At 66.9% G+C, this 18,975-nt stretch carries 15 protein-coding genes; 11 read left to right on the top strand and 4 right to left on the bottom strand.

Annotated elements, in window-relative coordinates; all coding sequences use genetic code 11:
- Positions 1-6 precede the first annotated feature (6 nt).
- Genes FHS75_RS12030 through FHS75_RS18265 form a run of 3 tightly spaced genes read left to right on the top strand, consistent with a single transcriptional unit; the run spans position 7 to position 2,632 of the window.
- The gene (locus FHS75_RS12030; RefSeq protein ID WP_179407940.1) at positions 7-1,455 is read left to right on the top strand and encodes a cytochrome ubiquinol oxidase subunit I; all 1,449 of its coding nucleotides are present in this window, start codon (positions 7-9) and stop codon (positions 1,453-1,455) included.
- The gene (gene cydB, locus FHS75_RS12025; protein WP_179407939.1) at positions 1,455-2,462 is read left to right on the top strand and encodes a cytochrome d ubiquinol oxidase subunit II; all 1,008 of its coding nucleotides are present in this window, start codon (positions 1,455-1,457) and stop codon (positions 2,460-2,462) included. Before FHS75_RS12030 ends, cydB begins: the two co-directional genes overlap by 1 nt.
- Positions 2,459-2,632 carry a DUF2474 domain-containing protein gene (locus FHS75_RS18265; RefSeq protein ID WP_179407938.1) on the top strand — a complete coding sequence of 58 codons (174 nt, stop codon included), beginning with the start codon at positions 2,459-2,461 and terminating at the stop codon, positions 2,630-2,632. The genes cydB and FHS75_RS18265 overlap by 4 nt, the downstream gene beginning before the upstream one ends.
- Here FHS75_RS18265 and FHS75_RS12015 read toward each other — a convergent pair.
- The 3 genes from FHS75_RS12015 to FHS75_RS12005 form a co-directional block, all read right to left on the bottom strand.
- Complete coding sequence (locus FHS75_RS12015; protein ID WP_179407937.1) at positions 2,622-3,008, bottom strand: ArsR/SmtB family transcription factor; 387 nt, start codon at positions 3,006-3,008, stop codon at positions 2,622-2,624. The two genes, FHS75_RS18265 and FHS75_RS12015, sit on opposite strands and share 11 nt — an antisense overlap.
- Positions 3,005-3,661, bottom strand: coding sequence for a peroxiredoxin (locus FHS75_RS12010; RefSeq protein WP_179407936.1), 657 nt, complete (start codon positions 3,659-3,661; stop codon positions 3,005-3,007). The genes FHS75_RS12015 and FHS75_RS12010 overlap by 4 nt, the downstream gene beginning before the upstream one ends.
- A gap of 126 nt (positions 3,662-3,787) precedes the next feature.
- Complete coding sequence (locus FHS75_RS12005) at positions 3,788-4,537, bottom strand: hypothetical protein (protein ID WP_179407935.1); 750 nt, start codon at positions 4,535-4,537, stop codon at positions 3,788-3,790.
- A gap of 316 nt (positions 4,538-4,853) precedes the next feature.
- Here FHS75_RS12005 and FHS75_RS12000 point away from each other — a divergent pair, with 316 nt between their 5' ends.
- Both FHS75_RS12000 and FHS75_RS11995 read left to right on the top strand, forming a co-directional pair.
- Entirely contained in the window at positions 4,854-6,527 is a 1,674-nt protein-coding gene (locus tag FHS75_RS12000; RefSeq protein ID WP_179407934.1) for a caspase family protein, read from the top strand.
- A gap of 110 nt (positions 6,528-6,637) precedes the next feature.
- Positions 6,638-7,525, top strand: a complete 888-nt coding sequence (locus FHS75_RS11995; protein ID WP_179407933.1) for a CPBP family intramembrane glutamic endopeptidase — start codon at positions 6,638-6,640, stop codon at positions 7,523-7,525.
- Here the strand turns inward: FHS75_RS11995 and FHS75_RS11990 are convergent.
- The gene (locus FHS75_RS11990) at positions 7,522-9,045 is read right to left on the bottom strand and encodes a M23 family metallopeptidase (RefSeq protein ID WP_179407932.1); all 1,524 of its coding nucleotides are present in this window, start codon (positions 9,043-9,045) and stop codon (positions 7,522-7,524) included. The genes FHS75_RS11995 and FHS75_RS11990 overlap by 4 nt on opposite strands.
- Before the next feature lie 115 nt (positions 9,046-9,160).
- Between FHS75_RS11990 and tssK the strand changes: the two genes are divergently transcribed.
- Genes tssK through FHS75_RS11960 form a run of 6 tightly spaced genes read left to right on the top strand, consistent with a single transcriptional unit; the run spans position 9,161 to position 18,933 of the window.
- Positions 9,161-10,501, top strand: coding sequence for a type VI secretion system baseplate subunit TssK (gene tssK / locus FHS75_RS11985; RefSeq protein WP_179407931.1), 1,341 nt, complete (start codon positions 9,161-9,163; stop codon positions 10,499-10,501).
- Complete coding sequence (gene icmH, locus FHS75_RS11980; protein WP_179407930.1) at positions 10,498-12,003, top strand: type IVB secretion system protein IcmH/DotU; 1,506 nt, start codon at positions 10,498-10,500, stop codon at positions 12,001-12,003. Before tssK ends, icmH begins: the two co-directional genes overlap by 4 nt.
- Before the next feature lie 21 nt (positions 12,004-12,024).
- On the top strand, positions 12,025-15,531 hold the full coding sequence (gene tssM / locus FHS75_RS11975) for a type VI secretion system membrane subunit TssM (RefSeq protein WP_179407929.1): 3,507 nt from the start codon (positions 12,025-12,027) through the stop codon (positions 15,529-15,531).
- On the top strand, positions 15,513-16,037 hold the full coding sequence (gene tagF / locus FHS75_RS11970; protein ID WP_179407928.1) for a type VI secretion system-associated protein TagF: 525 nt from the start codon (positions 15,513-15,515) through the stop codon (positions 16,035-16,037). The genes tssM and tagF overlap by 19 nt, the downstream gene beginning before the upstream one ends.
- Positions 16,034-16,786: a PP2C family protein-serine/threonine phosphatase gene (locus tag FHS75_RS11965; RefSeq protein WP_229735577.1), complete on the top strand. Its 753-nt coding sequence runs from the start codon at positions 16,034-16,036 to the stop codon at positions 16,784-16,786. The genes tagF and FHS75_RS11965 overlap by 4 nt, the downstream gene beginning before the upstream one ends.
- Entirely contained in the window at positions 16,783-18,933 is a 2,151-nt protein-coding gene (locus tag FHS75_RS11960; protein WP_179407927.1) for a serine/threonine-protein kinase, read from the top strand. The genes FHS75_RS11965 and FHS75_RS11960 overlap by 4 nt, the downstream gene beginning before the upstream one ends.
- Positions 18,934-18,975: the final 42 nt, after the last annotated feature.

Raw genomic sequence — 18,975 nt, 5'->3', positions numbered from 1 at the left:
CTCGCAATGTTCGAAGCCCTAGACGCCGTGCTGCTGGCGCGAATCCAGTTCGCGTTCACCGTCAGCTTCCATTTCATCTTCCCGGCGTTCTCGATCGGGCTGGCGAGCTATCTCGCGGTGCTCGAAGGCCTGTGGCTGAAAACCGGCAAGTCGGTCTACCTCGACCTGTTCAGGTACTGGTTGAAGATCTTCGCGATCGCGTTCGCGATGGGCGTCGTCTCGGGCATCGTCATGTCCTACCAGTTCGGGACCAACTGGTCGGTCTTCTCCGACAAGGCGGGGCCGGTGATCGGTCCGCTTATGGCCTACGAGGTGCTGACCGCGTTCTTCCTCGAGGCGGGCTTTCTCGGCGTGATGCTGTTCGGGATGAACCGGGTGGGACGCAAGCTGCACTTCGCGGCGACCTGCATGGTCGCGGCGGGCACGTTCATCTCGGCCTTCTGGATCCTGTCCGTCAACAGCTGGATGCAGACGCCGGTCGGCCATGTCATGGGCGGCAACGGCCAGTACCTTCCCGGCGATTCCTGGCTGGAGATCGTCTTCAACCCCAGCTTTCCGTACCGCCTCGTCCACACCGTGATCGCCGCGTACCTGACCACCGCCTTCGTCGTCGGCGGGGTGGGCGCATGGCACCTGCTGCGCGACCGGACGAGCGTTCACGCGCGCAAGATGTTCTCGATGGCGATGTGGATGGCCGCGCTGGTCGCGCCGGTCCAGATCTTCGCGGGCGACATGCACGGGCTCAACACGCTCGAGCACCAGCCGCAGAAGGTCATGGCGATGGAGGGGCATTTCGAAAGCCATCCGGACGGCGCGCCGCTCATCCTGTTCGGCATTCCCGACAGCGAGGCGAAGGAAGTGAAGTACGCGCTGGAGATTCCGAAGCTCTCCTCGCTCATTCTCAAGCACGATCTCGATGCGCCGCTGGCCGGGCTCGACACGATACCCGACGACGAGGAGCCGCCGGTAGGGATCGTGTTCTGGTCGTTCCGGATCATGGTCGCGATCGGCTTCGCCATGCTCGGTCTCGGGGCCTGGAGCCTGCTCGCACGGCTGCGGCGCAAGCTCTATGACTGGCCGTTGCTGCACCGCGCCGCTCTCGTCATGGCGCCATCGGGCTTCGTCGCGGTCATTGCCGGCTGGATCACCACCGAAGTCGGACGCCAGCCCTTCGTCGTCTACAACCTGCTGCGGACAGAGGACGCGGTCGCGCCGCTTGCAGCGCCGGCGGTGGCGACTTCGCTGCTGGCCTTCGTCGTCGTCTATTTCACCGTCTTCGGCATCGGCACATGGTACATCCTGCGGCTGATGGGCAAGGTTCCCCACACCGGCGAAGTCGGCGTCAAGCGGGGCGATACGGGTCCGATCCGCACCGCGGGCATCACGCCCGGACCGACGCAGGACCCGACCCGCGAAAGCAAGGGCGAAGCCGTCGCCGACAGGGAGCTGCGCTGATGGCGGTAAATTTCGACCTGACGGTCATCTGGGCCTTCATCATCGCCTTCGCGGTGTTTGCCTACGTGGTCATGGACGGGTTCGACCTCGGCATCGGCATCCTGTTCCCGACATTCGATCCGGGGCCGGAGCGCGACAAGGCGATGAATTCGATAGCGCCCGTCTGGGACGGGAACGAGACCTGGCTGGTGCTGGGCGGGGGCGGGTTGTTCGCAGCGTTTCCACTTGCTTACGCGATCGTCCTGCCAGCCACCTATCCGCTGATCATCGCGATGCTTCTCGGCCTCGTCTTCCGGGGTGTCGCGTTCGAGTACCGCTGGCGCGATCCGGCCCACCGGCCGTTCTGGGACGGCGCGTTCACGCTCGGCTCGCTCGCCGCGGCGCTGGCGCAGGGGATGACGCTGGGCGCGCTGTTGCAGGGCATCACCGTCGAGGATCGCGCCTACGCCGGCAGCTGGTTCGACTGGCTCACGCCCTACACGCTGCTGACCGGGCTCGGCACCGTTGCCGGCTATGCGCTGCTCGGCGCGGCGTGGCTGATCTGGAAACTCGAAGGGCCGCCGCAGGCGCATGCGCGAAAGCTCGCCAAGCGTACGGCGTGGGCGACGCTCGTGCTGATGGGCACGGTCAGCCTCTACAACGTCTTCCTCAACGCGGAATACGCCGAGCGTTGGCTGACCGAGCCGGAAATCTACTTCGCCGCCCCGGTGCCGATCCTGACCGCGATCGTTGCCGTATCGATGCTGCGCGCGGTGGCGAAGGACCGGAACAGCAAGCCGTTCTGGCTGTCCCTGCTGCTGTTCTTCTTCGGCATGGCGGGGCTGGGCTTCACCATGTGGCCTTACGTCGTGCCGCCGGACGTGACCATCTGGGACGCCGCCGCGCCCGAGCGCAGCCAGGTTTTCATGCTGGTCGGCGTCGCGATCACGATGCCGCTGATCATCGCCTACACCGCGTGGGCCTACTGGGTGTTTCGCGGCAAGGTCGGCGACGAGGGTTACCATTGAGCAAGACGCCGCCGCCGCGCGTCGAGGTCGACGCCCCGGAGGCGGACGCTTTCGATGCGGACCGCGCGCCGCTGTGGAAGCGACTTGCCTGGATGGCGGCGATCTGGGGCGCGAGCGTGACCGTGCTCGGCGCGGTCGCCTACCTCCTGCGGTTCTGGCTCAAGGGCTGAACCGGTCCTGGCCCACTTTGGCGAACACTGCCGCCCCGCCGCCGCGCCGCAGGCGTTCGGCATGGCTTTCCCCGCGCTCGCCCTGCTCGATACCGGCCAGTCCGGCCAGCGACCGGGCTACTTCGCGCAACCTGTCCGCCTCCAGGCTGTAGATCACCTGCTTGCCGTCGCGCCGGGTGGAGACGAGGTCCACCTTGCGCAGGACGGCAAGCTGCTGCGACAGGCCGGGCTGTCCGATCCCCGTCTCGCCCTCGATGTCGCCCACCGAAAGCTCGCGACCGGCAAGCGTGCCGAGGATCTGGAGTCGGGTCGCATGGCCGAGCGCGCGCAACAGTTCGGCGCGCTCCTCGAGTTGCGCGGCGTCGTCGCCGGTCATCGCTCGCTCCCCGACCCGGACGTGTCCGGGATGGTGGAATAGAACCAGTCCGCCGATCCCTCGGGCGAAAGCGCCTTTTCGATCTGCTCCTCGGGTGTCCTCAGCAAGTCGCAACCGGGCTTCCAGTCGGCAGGCGCGAGCGCGGTTCCGTCCTGCACGCGCTGGAGCGCGGCGAGGATGCGCAGCATCTCGTCGATCGAGCGACCGACCGTCACCGGGTAGCAGGCCGTCGCGCGCAGGATGCCGTCCGGGTCGATGTAGTAGGTCGCGCGCACCGATGCCGCGTCGTAGGCCTCGCGCCCTAGCATCCCGTAGGCGCGGGCGATCTCCAGCGTCGGGTCCTCGATGATCGGGAAGTCTACGCGAACCCCGAACCTGTCCCAGATCAGGCGAATCCAGGCGATGTGGGCGTAAAGGCTGTCGACCGACAGTCCCATCAGCGCGCAATCGAGCGCGCGGAACCGGTCCGCGGCGCTCGCGAGCGCGACGAACTCGCTCGTGCATACCGGCGTGAAATCGGCAGGGTGCGAAAACAGGATGAGCCATCGCCCCCGGAACTGGGCAAGCTCGACGGGTCCTTGCGTGCTGCGCGCGGCAAAGCCGGGGACCCTGTCTCCGATGCGCAACGGCGGTTTCTCGCGCTGATCTTCCAAGTTTCCTCCGTGCCGGTCGCGACGCGGCCGCGCGGGCACGCGCGGGCCGCCGGAGCGATCCGTTTACACACTTATTGTCTTACGTAAATTGATTTAAGGCAAGGTCACTACTGCCCGGAAGCGAACTCAGCCGGGGCAGCCGCCGGTCTGGGCATAGGTGACTTCCCAGCTGGCACCGTTCTGGCGCGCCACGTACTGAAGTCGCTGATATTGCGAGAGATCGCCGACTTCGAGCGGGACCGAACTGAACCGTACCCCCGAAAGGATGAGGCAATTCTCGCCGCGCCACCCGTCGACCCGCCAGTCCAACAGTTGCGGCATGTTGATAACGTGCGCGACTTCCTCGATGCCGCCGGGCGAAATCCGCCAGATACCGAGGCCCTCGAGCGCGGTGAAGGCGTAATTCGACTGGTGCACCGCCGCCACGAGCTGTCCGGAAGGCGAAAAACCCGGTGTTCCGCCAACGTCGACATGCCGCCCGTCGCCCCAGCGGTCGATCAGTATCGCTCCATCGGAACGATAGCCGTTCGGCGCGTAGCCTTCCCAGTCGAAGGTGACGAAGCGCCCGTCCTGCTTCATGTCGAGCTTCGAGATCGAGGCCATCCGGCGAATGTCGAGGCAATAGGTCTTGCCGCTCAGTGTTTCGACCGCGAGCACCTGGCGATTCGAATCGATGGTGCGTTCGAGCGCACGGCGCAGACCGCGGGGATTGCGCGGTATCTCGACGCCCGTCTGGCGGACGATCTGGCGTTCGTCGATCGGCTGGAGCGCCGCGCACCGCTCGATCTCGGCGCGCGAGCGGGCTTCTGCAGGCGATGCGGCAATACCGGCCGCGCCGGCAACAGCCAGCGCCATGCTCGCGATAATTCCGCGCATTCGTGACTCCCTGCCCGCTGTACGACCCTATTGTGCGTCGGGTTCATAACCACAAAAATCCAATTGGGCCATAGGTACATAGCGACAAGGGCCGTGCAATGTCATGATCCGGTACTTCGGAGGACACTGCCGGACCCGTGGCGCAACTTGCGACGACTTCGTTAAGTCCCCGCATCGGGGTTGTCCCGGCGGGAGACGCGCCGGCCCCCGACAGAAAAAGGCAGTTAACCTGAAAGCGAAATTGCGCTATTAGGGAGTGAATCGCGACTTAACCGATTTGAGGGACGGCCTCTTCTGCAGAGGCTGCTGTATTGAAATGTCAGTTTTCGCCCGTTCCGGTCCTCTTGGTCCGACCTATCGCCTCATGGTTCTTGCCGGCCTCGCGCTGGTCGTCGCCCTGTTGATCTCGGCACCGGCCAACGCGCGCCGTGCCGCGCTGATCATCGGCAATTCCGCGTACGCCAACACCAGCTACCTTCCCAACCCGGTGGCCGATGCCAAGCTGATGGCGACGTCGGCGGCGAAGGCCGGGTTCAAGGTCACTCTCGTCGAGAACCTGACGAAGGACAATTTCGACCAGACTCTGCGCGACTTCCGCTCGCAGGCGGACGGCGCCGAGGTCGCGATGATCTACTATGCCGGTCACGGCATGGAGAGCGCCGGGCGCAACTGGGTTCTGCCCGTCGACGCCTCGCTGATGGAATCGCGCGACCTGCGCTTCGAGGCGATCGAGCTCGACGGCCTTCTCGAGACTCTGGCCGGTGCCCAGTACCGCATCGTGGTCCTCGACGCGTGCCGCAACAATCCTTTCGGCAGCAACTGGCAATCGGCGGTTCGCTCGGTTCCGCGCGGCCTTGCCGAAACCGAGGTGGAGGGCGCACTGGTCCTCTTCGCCGCAGCCAGCGGTCAGGTCGCGACCGACGGTCTTGGCGACAACTCGCCGTTTGCCCGCGCCCTTTCCGAACGTCTCCCCGAACCGGGCCTGTCGATCCATCGCCTCGGCTCGGTCGTTCGCGAGGACGTCCTCAACGAGACGGGCGGCAAGCAGACCCCGTGGACGAACATGAGCATCGGCGGGCAGGAATTCTTCCTCGTGAACCCGCCGCAATCGGCCGCGCAGCAACAGGGCAACGCCTCGTCGGCGGCCGCCGGCCTGGCGGACGCCTACGCTTGGAAGTACGCCGATGCGAAGAACACGGTCGAGGACTACCAGGACTATCTCAACCGCTTCCCCAACGGTGTCTTTGCGAAGATCGCCAACGAGCGCATCGTCCAGCTCTCCGGCTCGCAGTCTTCGACGTCGGTCGCCGCTGCCGCTCCTGCTCCAACGCCAGCTCCTTCGCCAGCGCCCAAGGCGGTGACGCCGCCTCCGATGGCCGCCGCGCCGGCGCCCAAGCCGCTGCCGGAAAGCACCGCGATGGTCCAGCCCAAGCCCGCTCCGGCAGCCGGACCCGCGCCGTCGTCGCAGGCCGGGCCCTCCTTCCCGGGCAACGACGAGGATCCCAACTCGCTGGCCTTTATCTCCGCTTCGGCCAACACCGTGCACGATCGCGCCGCGCTGCCGCAGATGCCCGCCACGCCGAAGTTCCCGGCCGAAGGATATCCTTCCTGCCGTGAGGATTTCCAGGCGGTGCCCGACAGCCTCGGCCGCGTCGTGAAGATCAACGAGTGCCTCTCGGCGCTTGCCAGCTATTACGAGAACAAGATGAACGGCTTTGCCCGTTCGATGGTCGGTCACCAGGAAGCGATTACTAACCTGTACAACCAGCAGGTTGCCGGTCAGCAGCGCTTCTCGCCGCAGAGCCAGCAGAAGTTCTACAAGGAAATGATGGCCGAGCATGCTGCCTCGAACCCCGATGGCGTGCATTTCTCGGACTATCGCGAGGCGAAGAAGAAGTACGAGGAAGACCGCGCCTACCTGCAGGACCGCTATTGCGCCAACACCGGTTCGTGCGGCGGCTATCTCGTGCCGGCCGGCGTCGGCAAGTAAGCCGCGCGCCAGCCCCGACTTTTTCCCCGAAAGGCGATGACGCCGTCGCTCTGACCTTGCCTGTCGGCGCGGGGCTGGCATAATCCTCCCCGATGTCGGGGAGGGGCACGATGGCCGACACTGCCGAAACAGTTCCGGGCGAAGCGCCGGTCGGGCCGGAAAGCGGTTCGCTGGCAATCCGTCGCTGGATTTCGATACCGCTGGGGCTCGCTGCCACCTGGGGCTGGATCAAGGGCGCTCCCTACGCTTTCGCCTACGTCCCGGTCGAAGGCGAGTTCGCGGCAGCGGCGGTCTTCTACCTCCTGTTGTTCTTTCCGCTCGCGCTGCTGGCGCTGGGACTGGGCTGGCTGTGCCGCGTTCGCGTCCTTCGCGCGGGCGATGCGCCGGTCGGCTGGAGTGCTGCTGGCTTTGCCATCGGCGTCGCGGGACTGCTGCTCGCATTCGCGCTTTCCTGGCTCAACGGGCGAGTCGTCACGGGGCCGGCGGGAGGCGCGGGCATAGCAGCGTTGCTTGGCGGCCTCGGCGTAATCGTCGTCCAGGCCGGCGCCGAGGAAGTGCTGGTGCGCGGCTGGCTCCAGCGCGTGCTCGGCAAGCTGGTCACGCCCTTTGCCGGCATCCTGCTCGCCGCCTTCCTCTTCGCCGTCCTCCATCTCGTCAGCGGGCCGGTGCACTGGCAGTCGTTCGTCAACATCGTGCTTGCAGGCGTCCTGTTCGGATCGCTGGCGGACCGCAGCGGCGGGCTGGCCGCTCCTGTCGGCGCGCACGTCGCATGGAACGCGACCGAGGACCTCGGCCTCGGGCTTGTCCCCAATCCCGGTTCGGGACCGTTCGGGTCGGTCGCCGATTTCGAGCTTGCGGGCGCGGTCCTGTGGGGCGGCGGGGGCGAGGGGCTCAACACCAGCATCGGCACGACGCTGGTGCTCGTCGCGCTGATAGTGCCGCTGTTCGCATTGCCCAGGCCCGGCGGGGTTCGGGACCCGCAGGCCGCGCCGGCCTAGTAGCTCTGCTGCGCGCGGGCGACGTCAACGCGGTCGCGCTCCTTGCGGAAGGCGGCGAGAGCGTCGCCGTCGATGCGCTTGCGCTCGCTGTCGGCGGTCTTGACCGAAAGCGGATCGATCTTCTTGCCCTCGACATGCACTTCGTAGTGCAGGTGCGGGCCGGTGGTGCATGTCCCGGTGTTGCCGACGAAGCCTATCGTCTGGCCCTGCTGGACCGGTGAGCCCGCCGACAGCCCGTCGGCATAGCGGCTGAGGTGGAAATAGCGGGTCTGGTAACCCTTGTCGTGCGAGAGGATCGCCATGTTACCCGCGCACCGGCTGGGCGTCGCCGAAACGACCGTCCCCGCCGCTGCGGCGTAGATCGGCGTGCCCGTGGGGGCAGCGAAGTCGACCCCGCCGTGGAGCCGGTTGTACTTCAGCACCGGATGAAACCGCATCCCGAACTTGGAACTGATGCGCGCGCCGTCGATCGGGGTGCGCATGAAGCCGCGCTGGGTCAGCGCGCCGTTGCCATCGTACCAGCCCACTTTCCCGCCGGGCAGCTGGAAGCGATAAAGGTCGAGGCTCTTGTCCTTGGTGGTGAGCGAGGCGAACAGCAGCTGCGGCTGGCCGACCGCATCGCCTTCCTGGTTGACCGCCTGCTCGTAGGCGACCTCGAAAGTGTCGCCGGCCTCGATTTCGGACGCGAGGTTGAAGTCGTAGGCGAAGGCATTGATGAATTCGGGAATGAGCGTGTCGATGACACCGGCCGAAACCGCCGAACTGTAGAAGCTCTCGCTGTCGAGCTCGCCACGAAGGACGGTGACGCGGCTGGTCAGCTCGGCGGCGATCGCCTGCCCCGTGAACGTTCCTGAGGCATCGCGCATGATCGCGGCGCCCGACCCGTCGGCATAGGATGCATGGATGCTGTCGAGCGTGAAGCCTTCGCCTGCCGGCAGCAGCGTGATGCGGGCCTTGATGTTGCCGGGTGCGCTCAGCAGGCTTGCGGCGGCGCGGGCAGCGGCATCGGCCTCCTCGGGCGGAATGTGCATCGAGGCGAGAGCGGCGAACAGGTCGCCCGGATCGGCGAGGTTGAGCGCGCGCTCGACCGGAATCGGACCGTCTTCCTGTGGTGCGGCGGCGGGGAGGGCCTCGACCGGTGCGCCCGCGTCCGCGACGACCGGGACCGCTTCGAGCGTGGGAGGCTCGCGCGTGAACCAGGCCAGCGCCGCGGCACCGGCAAGCAGCGCCGCCGATGCGCCCAGCATGATCGGCATCCGGCCGAGCGAGGCGGACTTTCCGGCGTCGGCGCCAACAGCCGCCGCGTCGTCGGGAGGGGTTGCGGGCCGTGCAGCGGGCTCGGCGGGCGCGGCGGAGGTGGCGCTCGAAGGCTGGGCAGGCGAAGACGCGACACCCCGCCACATCTCGGGCAGGCTCTCACGCGAATCGGTCGAGTCTTCTGCGTCCGGCTTTTTCGTCGCATCCTTTTTCGAGGGATCGCGACCGGCCCAACTGCGGGGGTCGAACGAAATCTCGTCCATAATTTCTCCCCGTTGCCCCAAATCGCCAAGCAGACCAGTCGAATAGGCTATAACGTTCCTTTCGCTTCCGGTGAAGCTGTGCTTTACTAATTGGAACGAGGCTCGGGGGACTTACATGTCGGGGAACAATCGCGTCGCCTGGAGAGAGGGGCAGTTCCTGCGCCCCCAGCATTTCCAGCAGGCCGACCGTTCCTTCGATTCGCGGCTGCGCGCGCGCGCCGAGATGATCCGGCCCTATTCCTGGGGCCTTACCGAGGTCCAGTTCGACGAGGAACTGGCCCAGATGGGCAAGTTCACGATCACGCGCGCGCGGGGCGTGATGCCCGATGGCACCGTGTTCTCCATACCCGGTGACCAGCCGCCGCCGCCGCCGCTGGAGGTTCCCGGCGACACCCGCGACGCGACAATCTACCTCACCCTGCCCACGGCCCAGGGCGGCGCACAGGAATTCGCCGAAGCCGAGGATGTCCGGCCGGAGATTCGCTACGTCGTCGGCGAAGCCAGCGTGGTCGACAATTTCTCCGCCGATCGCGACAGCGAGCCGCTCGAACTAGCCTGGCCCAACCTCACCTACGGCGTCACCCGCGACCAGACCTACGGACGCGTCCTGTGCGGCCTCGTCCATGTCCGCGAGTTACAGGGCACCAAGGTGATGTTCGATGATCGCTACATCCCGCCCGTCCAGGACATCGCGGCCGCCTACCCGCTCGAGCACGGGCTCGACGACATCCTGGGCCGGTGCACGCAGCGCGCCGACGAGCTCGCGCTGCGCGCCGCCGAAGCAACCGATGGCGGGTCCGACACCTTCAAGAGCTTCCTGCTGCTGCAGGCGCTCAACCGCTGGATTCCCGTGCTGCGCCACTTGCAGAGCCTGCCGGTCGTCCATCCCGAGCGTCTTTACGAGGAACTGGCGAGCCTTGCCGGGGAAATCGCGACGGGCATCAAGCCCGAGCGCAAGGCACCGACGCTCCCGCCCTACGATCACGAGGACCTGCGCGGCACCTTCGAGCCGCTGTTCGACCTGCTCCAGTCGATGCTGTCGGCGGTGTTCGACCGCTCGACCGTCCAGCTTCCGCTCGACCAGGCGGGGCCGGGCGCGTGGGTCTCGCCCATCGTCGACCGCAATCTCTACCAGCACGGGTATTTCTTCCTCGCGGTTCGCGCGGCCGCGTCGGCGGACGAGGTGCGCGGGCTGTTCCCCTCGGTCGCCAAGCTGGGCGCGGTCGAGAAGATGAACCAGATCGTCGATTCGGCGCTTCCCGGCGTCCCGCTGCGCCACACGCCGACGCCGCCGCCGCAACTGCGCGTGCTGCCGGGCTTCGTCTATTTCGAGCTCGACCGCGGCGTGCCGGACTGGCGCGATTTCGCGACGTCGACGGCGATGGGCCTGCACGTCGCGGGCGACTGGCCTGAGCTCAAGATGGAATTGTGGTGCGTTAAGGGAACGTCACGATGAGCGGCGACAATAATTCGGGCGGCGGCAACCGCACGGTCTTCCGGCCATCGCCGCTTTCGGGAATGCGACAGGGGCAGCAGGGCGGCGCCGGCGCCGCGCCTCCGCCGCCACCTCCTCCCCCGCAAAACTGGGGGACCGGCGGGTACGAGCCGCCGCCGCAGTTCGGCACGCCGCAGCCCCCGCCGCCGCAGGCCGCACCTCCGCAGACGCCGATGTTCTACGACAACCCGCCGCCGGGCTTCGTCGGCGCGGGCCAGAACGAGGCCGCCTTCGTCCAGTCGCAGCATCGCCTCAACGACGAGGACATTCCCACGCCCAAGCTGGCGCGCGAATCGCGCAGCCTGCTGGTCATGGAAGCGTCGGCGGTGCTTGCGCTGGCGGCCAGCGTCCGCTCGGGCCGGGCGCGTATCTCGATGCCCGCGTTCCACAAGGAAGCGAGCGAGCGCATCGCCGCCTACGACCGGGCCATTGCTCCCGCCTATCCCGAGGAAGTGCGCATGCGCGCGCGCTACGCGCTCTGCGCCACGGTCGACGACATCGCGCAGAACCTGCCCAACATCGGCCAGGACGGGGCAGAGTGGGCGCGGCGAAGCCTCGTCGTCATGTTCTTCCGCGAGAACATCGGCGGCGACCGGTTCTGGCAGCTCGTCGACCAGCTTCTCGCCCGGCCCGCCGAAAATGCCGAGCTGATCGAGCTGTTCGCCGATTGCCTTGCCGCCGGGTTCGAGGGCCGCTTCCGCGTCATGCCCGACGGGCGCGCGCGACTGCAGCAGATCATTCACAACCTCTACGGCGCGCTCGAACACCCTCGCTCGCTGTCGCAGCAGGTCATCTCGCCGCACTGGAAGGGCGCGGACGCGCCGCTCAACAAGGTCGGCCTGTGGAACAAGGTGATGCTGATCGCCGCCGCGACGGTTGCGGGGCTGCTGCTGATCTACATCATCCTTCGCCTGCTGCTGATGGCGAGCGGGTCCGATCCGTGGGACGGCATCAACAACATCACGCCCAGCGAGCCGCTGCGCCTCTCGCGCGAAGGCACCGCGCCGCCGCCGTCGGCTGACAGCGCGCAGGCATCGCGCCTGAAGGGCTTCCTCGAACCCGAGATCAACGAGGGTCTCGTGGTGGTCGAGGAAGACGCCTCCACCGTCCGCGTGCGCACGACGATCGGCCAGCTGTTCGAATCGGGCTCAGACCAGCTCGAACCCGGGCGCGCCGCGCTGTTCACGCGCATCGGCAAGGCGGTCGAGGAAGAGGAAGGCTACGTGAAGGTCGAAGGCCATGCCGACAGCGACCAGATCGCGACGCTGGCCTTCCCCGACAACACCGCGCTTTCGAAGGCACGCGCCGAAACCGTGGCGGGCATCATCAGGAGCGAGGTGTCGCAGCCGGGCCGCGTCTCGGTCGAAGGCTACGGCGATGCACGACCGATCGCCACCAACGAGACGGCGGAGGGCAAGAGCAAGAACCGCCGCGTCGAAGTCGTCGTGCCGCGGCGCAGGTAAACGGGACCGGGAGAAGAAGAGATGAAGCGTTTCTTCAAGAGCTGGTGGTTCCTGACCGGGCTCGCCGTCGTGCTGCTGGTGCTGACCCTGTGCGTCGGCCTGCCCTTCTTCGTGCTGTCGATGCGGCCCATGTGGATCCGCATCACGATCGGCGTCTCGATCGTCGCGCTCTGGCTGTTCTGGGCCTGGTGGCGCCGCCGCAAGGCGCGCAAGGCGGCCGAGGCGATCGAGAAGGAACTGGCCACCCCCACCGCCGAGGACGAGGAATCCGCCGCCGTTGCCGAGCGCATGAAGGAAGCGCTCGCCTCGCTGAAGGAGAAGTCGGGCAAGAAGCGCGACTATCTCTATAGCCGCCCCTGGTACGTCATCATCGGCCCGCCGGGTGCGGGCAAGACCACCGCGCTCCTCAATTCCGGGCTTCGCTTCCCGTTCGCCGACCAGTCGGTGAAGGGCGTCGGCGGAACGCGCAACCTCGACTTCTGGTTCGCCGAGGAAGCCGCGATGGTCGATACCGCCGGTCGGTACACCACGCAGGATTCGGACACATCGGTCGATACGCAGGGGTGGAAGAGTTTCCTCTCGCTCCTGAAAAAGCACCGGCCGCTGTCTCCGATCAACGGCGTCATCGTCGCCATCGGCGTCGACGAACTCGTCAAGTCCGACCGCGCCGAACTCGACCGGCACGCCTCGCTCGTCAGGCGGCGGCTCATCGAGATGCGCTCCGAGCTGGAAGTGTCGGTCCCCGTCTACCTGCTCGTCACCAAGGCCGACCTCATCGCGGGCTTCTGCGAATACTACGACGATCTCGACGTCGAGGGACGGCGCGCGGTGCTGGGGGCGACCCTGCCGGTAGAGAACAAGAATCCCTCCATCGACGACATCGTCTCCGAATTCGACCAGCTCGTGAACGCGCAAAGCGAACGGCAGGCCAAGCGCCTGTTCGAGGAGGTGGACCACGCGCGCCGCAGCCTGATCCTCGGCTACCCGGCACAGCTAGCCGCGCTGCGCAGCCGCCTGGCGCGGTTTATCGACGGCGCCTTCGTCGAGGGCGACACGCCGACAGCGACCCTGCGCGGATTCTATTTCACCAGCGGCGTACAGGAAGGCGCGCCTTTAGACCGCATCCTGGCGGGCGTCGCCGATGCCTTCCAGTCGACGACGCAGGCTTCGGCGAAGTCGGGACGCACCTATTTCCTCAACCGGTTGATGACCGAGGTCGCCTTCGGTGAGGCCGGCCTCGTCACCGCCGATCCCTCGGCACGGCGGCGACAGCAGCGCCAGCTCATCGTCGGGTCCGCGGCCATCGCCACGATAGCCGCGCTGGTGCTGACACTGTGGACGATCAGCTTCTTCAACAACCGCGCATTCCTGTCCGAGCTCAACGAGAAGACGCACTCGCTTGCCGGGACGATCCGGTCGACCGGTGTCGATCTCGTCGAGGTGCGCGATACCGATCCCGAGCTCGACCAGGTGCTTCCGATCCTGAACGAGCTGCGCAACCTGCCGCAGGGCTATACCGACAAGCGTAAGGGCGCGCCGGGCCTGATGATGCGCTTCGGCCTGTTCCAGAGCAGCCACGCCGATCAGGCGCAGGAAAGCTATCGCGACGCGCTGCGCCGGATCCTGCTGCCGCGCATCCTCCTGCGTATCGAACAATACATGGCGGCAAACGCGTCCGATCCGATGCAGCTCTACCAGCCGCTCAAGGCCTACATGATGCTCGGCGGCCTCGGGCCGATGGACAAGGGCACGGTCAAGTCGTGGGTCACGGCCGACTGGGAATTCGAGATGTACCCCGGTGCCGACCAGGCGCCGGTGCGCAAGCAGCTCGAGGAGCATCTCAACGCGCTGCTCGAGGACGAGGATGGCCTTGCCAGCTCTTGGGAGGGCGGACGCAAGGCGCCGCTCGACGGGCAGACGATCGCCTCGGCGCGCGCAGCATTGCAGACGCTCAGCATGGCGGACCGCGCCTATGCGGTGATGAAACAAAAGGCGCTGGCCTCGGGCGGCGCGCCCTGGCGCGCGACGTCGGCGCTGGCTGCGGGCGATGCGCAGGCCTTCGCCAACGGCGACGAGGTAATGCAGCTCGAGGTGCCGTATTTCTTCACGAAGGACGGTTTCACCAAGGCCTACCGGATCGGCCTGACGACGGTCTCGATGGATTTCCGCAACGACCTTTGGGTGCTCGGCGAGGATTCGCAGACCGAGGGCACGATGCTGCAAATCTCCGAGATACGCCCGAACGTCGCGCGGCTCTACGCCCGCGACTACATCGAGGCGTGGGAGAAGGTGATCACCACGCCAAAGCCGGCGGACTACTTCAACAACCCGGCGGCGCTGGGTGCCTTCACCAAGCAGCCGTCGCCGCTCAAGATCCTGCTGCTCGACCTGCGCAAGCATACGACTTTCGGAGAAAGCGGCGCGGCGAACGCGGTCGGCCAGATCGTCCAGGAGCGGCTCGACTACACGCGCATGGGCCGGTCGATCCGCCGCGCGCAGCGTGTCGGCTCGGCTGGCGGCGCCGAAGGCTTCGACGCCGGCACCGAGATTTCGACCTACTTCGGGGACATCCACCAGTACGTCGGCAGCAGCAAGAACCCCGGTCCGCTCGACGAGTTCGTCAAGTCGATCCGGCAGGCCGGCTCGGCGGTGACTTCCGCCAAGATCGCGGGCGGCAGCATGGGGTCCGAATCGGCGCAGGGCCAGATGGCGATGGCGATGGGCGGCGTGGCGACGGCCGCCGGCGGTGCGCCGCCGCTGCTGCAGGATTTCGTGGCCTCGGCCGCGGAAGGCGGGGCGACCGCCACGGTCAGCACCGCGCAGGGCGCGCTGACCGAAGCCTATTCGGAAAAGATCCTGCCCGAATGCCAGACCGCGACGGCCGATAAGTACCCGTTCTTCGGGGCTGCCGAGGAGGACGCGTCGCTGCTGGACGTGCAGCGCGTGTTCGCGATGAACGGCGTGCTCGATGCCTTCGTTCAGCAGCGCATCGTGCCCCTGCTCGACATGAGCGGACCGATCTGGCGGTGGAACGAGGAATCGCCGCAGACCGCGAACCTCTCCCCGTCCAGTCCCGACGAATTCGCCAAGGCGCGCAAGTTGCGGGATCTCCTCGTTGCCGGGATCGCCGTGAAGATCGAGCCGAAGACCTTCGGTGCGGACGTGACCCTCGTCGACCTCAATGCGGGCGGCACGCGCTACCGCTTCGAAAAGGACGAGATGGAGGAGCGCCCGCTCGTCTGGTCGGCGCAGGGGGGCGTGCCCGAGGCATCGCTCACCATGTACGCGCCGCCCGAGGCCGAAGCGGCCAAGCCCGAGGTCGTCGACCGGATTCGTGAAAGCGGGCCCTGGGCGCTTTTCCGCCTCATGGACAATGCCCGGCTGGAGAACACGGGACCGCAATCTATCGACGCGACGTTCGGACAGGGGGCGAAGTCGGTCGTCTTCCGCGTGAGCCTGCCCGACAAGCACAACCCGTTCATCCGAGGCGGTGGCGTATGGAGCTTTCGATGTCCGGTCGTCCTGTAAGCCGTTGGCTTTTCGGCAAATTGCCATCGCAGGGTGACTTCGTTTCGCGTGGAATAGATCACGCGTTCCGCGACCAGCTGGACGCCTGGCTGTCCGTTCAGATGGAAACGGCCCAGTCGGCATTCGACGATTTCAACGACCGTTACATGGCCGCACCTGCCTGCAATTTTGTCGACCGCGACCCGGAAGGACTATGGAGCGGCGGAGCATTATGTGCTTCAGTAGACCGCGTGGGGCGACAATTTCCGATAATCCTTGCGGCACCTGCGCGCGATGCCGAAGAGGCCACGGCCGTTTCGGGCGCCTGCCTTGCCGCGTTGCACGAGGCTTTCGAGCATGGCTGGGAAGCGTCCGACCTGCACGAGGCGGAACTCGTGCCCGCCGAACTCCCGTGGGCTCCCGATTCCCCGGCATGGGCATTGCTGGGCGAGGAGGGGCCGGCCCACGTCGAGGCGGATCGCTATCCCACCGGTATCGTCGCCGCCATGCTGGAGATGGCCGGGTGACGCAGCAGATGATAATCGACGATTCGGCGGCCACCCATGTCGGCAACGTGCGCAGCAAGAACGAGGACAGCCACTTCAGCGAACCCAGTCTGGGCGTCTGGCTAGTGGCGGACGGAATGGGCGGTCACACCAACGGCCAGTTCGCCTCGCAGACGATCGCGGAAACGCTCGCGGCGGCGGACGTGCCCGAGGATTTCGAAGGCGCCTGCGATGCCGTGGCCGACGCCGTGCATACCGCCAACGGCATCATTTTCGACAAGTCTCAGGAAATGGGCAGCCAGATGGGCTCCACGTTCGTGGCGCTGGTCGTGCGCGGGCACGAATTCGCGGTGCTCTGGGCGGGCGACAGCCGCGTCTACCTGTTTCGCGACGGCAATCTCATCCAGCTCACCCGCGACCACACCCAGATAGAGGCGCTGCTCGAACGCGGGCTGCTTACTCCCGAGGAAGCGGTCGACCACCCGATGAAGCACGTGCTTGCGCGCGCCGTCGGGGTCGAGGAGCACCTCCAGATCGATGCGATCCGCGACGTCGTGGAATCGCGCGACCTGTTTCTCCTGTGCAGCGACGGCCTGCACGGCGTGCTCGACTCTTCCCGGATAGTCGAGCTCTTGCGGACCAGGGGCCACGACGCCAGCGAGGCGCTGGTAGAGGAATGCCTTGAACATGGCGCGCCGGACAACGTCACCGTGACGGTTGTTGGCCTGCGCGAACCCACCCTCCTTTCGACTAACGGAGAAGCTTCGTGAGCGGCGACGACAAGAACGGCAAGCCGCCGCCCGGCGAGGACCGGACGGTGTTCAGTCCCCTTCCGGGATCGCTCCCCGGCGGACCGGCGAAGACCCCGGCCGGCGAGGATGGCGAACCGACGCCGCCCGAACCCGATCAGCCGACGCCGGCCGACACTCCCGCAGGCGCGGACGACGGGCCGGTCGCCCAGCCGCCGGCGACGCCCGACGCCCCGCCGGCCGACGCGCCGCCGCAGACATCGACCCCGCCCGAGACATCGATGCCGCCGCAAACGTCCATGCCGCCGCAGGCCGCTCCGGCGCCGGGCGTATCGGCGGTGCCGCTTGGCTCGCACGGTACCGGCACTTCGGCCGTGCCCAGCATCGACCCGCAGCTTGCCGGGGCGGCGCGCCAGATCCAGATCGGCGACTGCCTCAACTCCATCTTCGAGGTTCGTCGCTTCATCGCGCGCGGCGGCATGGGCGAGGTGTTCGAGGGCGTCAACGTCAACACCGACGAGCGCGTCGCGATCAAGGTCATCCTGCCGCATCTCGCCGCGGACGAGCAGGTGCAGGCGATGTTCCGCAAGGAAGCGCGCACGCTCACGCGGCTCAGCCACCCCGGCCTCGTCCAGTACCGCGTGCTGGCGCAGGAGCCGAACCTGGGCGTCCTGTACATCGTCACCGACTACATCGACGGCACCAACCTTTCCGACCAGCTGGCCAGCCTCGATGCCTCGACCGAGGACATGATCGGCCTGCTGTGCAAGCTGTCCGAGGGCCTCGGCGCCGCGCACAACCTGGGCGCGATCCATCGCGACATCTCGCCCGACAACGTCATGCTCGAAGGCAACAGCCTCGAACGCGCGAAGGTCATCGATTTCGGCATCGCCAAGGATCTCGACGCGGCGGGCCAGACGATCGTCGGCGACGGCTTCGCGGGCAAGCTCAACTACGTCGCGCCCGAACAGCTCGGCGACTTCAATCGCAACGTGGGCCCCTGGACCGACGTCTATTCGCTGGCGCTCACGCTGCTTGCCGTGGCGACCGGCAAGGACGTCAAGATGGGCGCGACGCTCGTCGAGGCGGTGGACAAGCGGCGCGCCGGCGTCGATGTCTCCGAAGCGCCCGCCGAATTGCAGCCGGTCCTGCAGAAGATGCTGCAGCCCGATCCCAAGGATCGTCCGCAGTCGATGGAGGAAGTCCTCCACCTGCTCGGCGAGGCTACGGGGCGGCAATTCACTGCGTCCGGCCGCTCGGTCCCGCCGGGGCCGATGCCCGGCGGCGCGCAAGGCAACTGGTTCGACCAGAACAAGGGTCTCGTCATTGGCGGCGGCGTGATCGCGCTGCTCGCCGTACTTGGCCTCGTCTTCTTCACCGGCGGCGACGACGCCGCGACCGCAGGCGCCGGTGCGGGCGGGCCCGTGGCCGAGGGGCCGCCGCCCCCGCCACCGGAAAACCCGCTGCAGGCCGCCAACGAGACGATCGAGGGCATGGTGCACGACATTCCGTGCAGCTGGCTCGACACATCGCAGGTCAACGCCGACGGCAACCAGATTTCCTTGTCGCTGCGTGGCGTTTCGGGCCGTTCGGCGTCGGCGATGGACAGCATCGAGCAGGCGCTTCGCCGCGTCGGTCTCGAAGCGCCGGTCATCGACTTCAGCGACGTGTCTCCGATCCCGGCGAACTTCTGCCGCCCGGTCGAAGTGTTCGACGACATCCGCGCGGAAGGCTCCCAGCGGCTTTCGGTCAAGCAGCGCAAGTTCGAGATGAGCGTCCTGCCCGGAAATGCCGGAGCAGATGCGGGCAAGCTCGGCGCGCAGGCTGTATTCACGCTCGACCTCGGCGGGCTCGAAGAGGACATGACGCTGATCGGCCTCAACGAATCGGGCGAGATGATCCAGTTCGCGCCGAACAAGGACGTGATCCTCCAGAACGTCGAGGCGCTGGGCAACGACAGCTACCGGTTCACGCTCAACACGACGCATTCGGGCTGGTCGGGAATCCTGATGCTGACCGGCCAGGGACCGTTTCCCGGCGAACTGCTGACCAGCGATGGCGGTAACCGCAGTTCGAACTGGGCCGACCAGTTCGAGACGCTGGCCGAGCGGCGTGGCTGGAAGTCGGAGATGGTCTGGTACCGGACGGTCGACGAAGTAGCGAACTGACCCGGAGGGACAGCCTGGCGGAGCGGGCAATGCCCCTCCGCC

This window comes from Novosphingobium marinum (genome assembly GCF_013408095.1).
Lineage (GTDB): Bacteria > Pseudomonadota > Alphaproteobacteria > Sphingomonadales > Sphingomonadaceae > Novosphingobium > Novosphingobium marinum.
The sequence above is the reverse complement of the archived record's forward strand: the minus strand, read 5'-3'. Positions and strand labels throughout refer to the sequence as shown.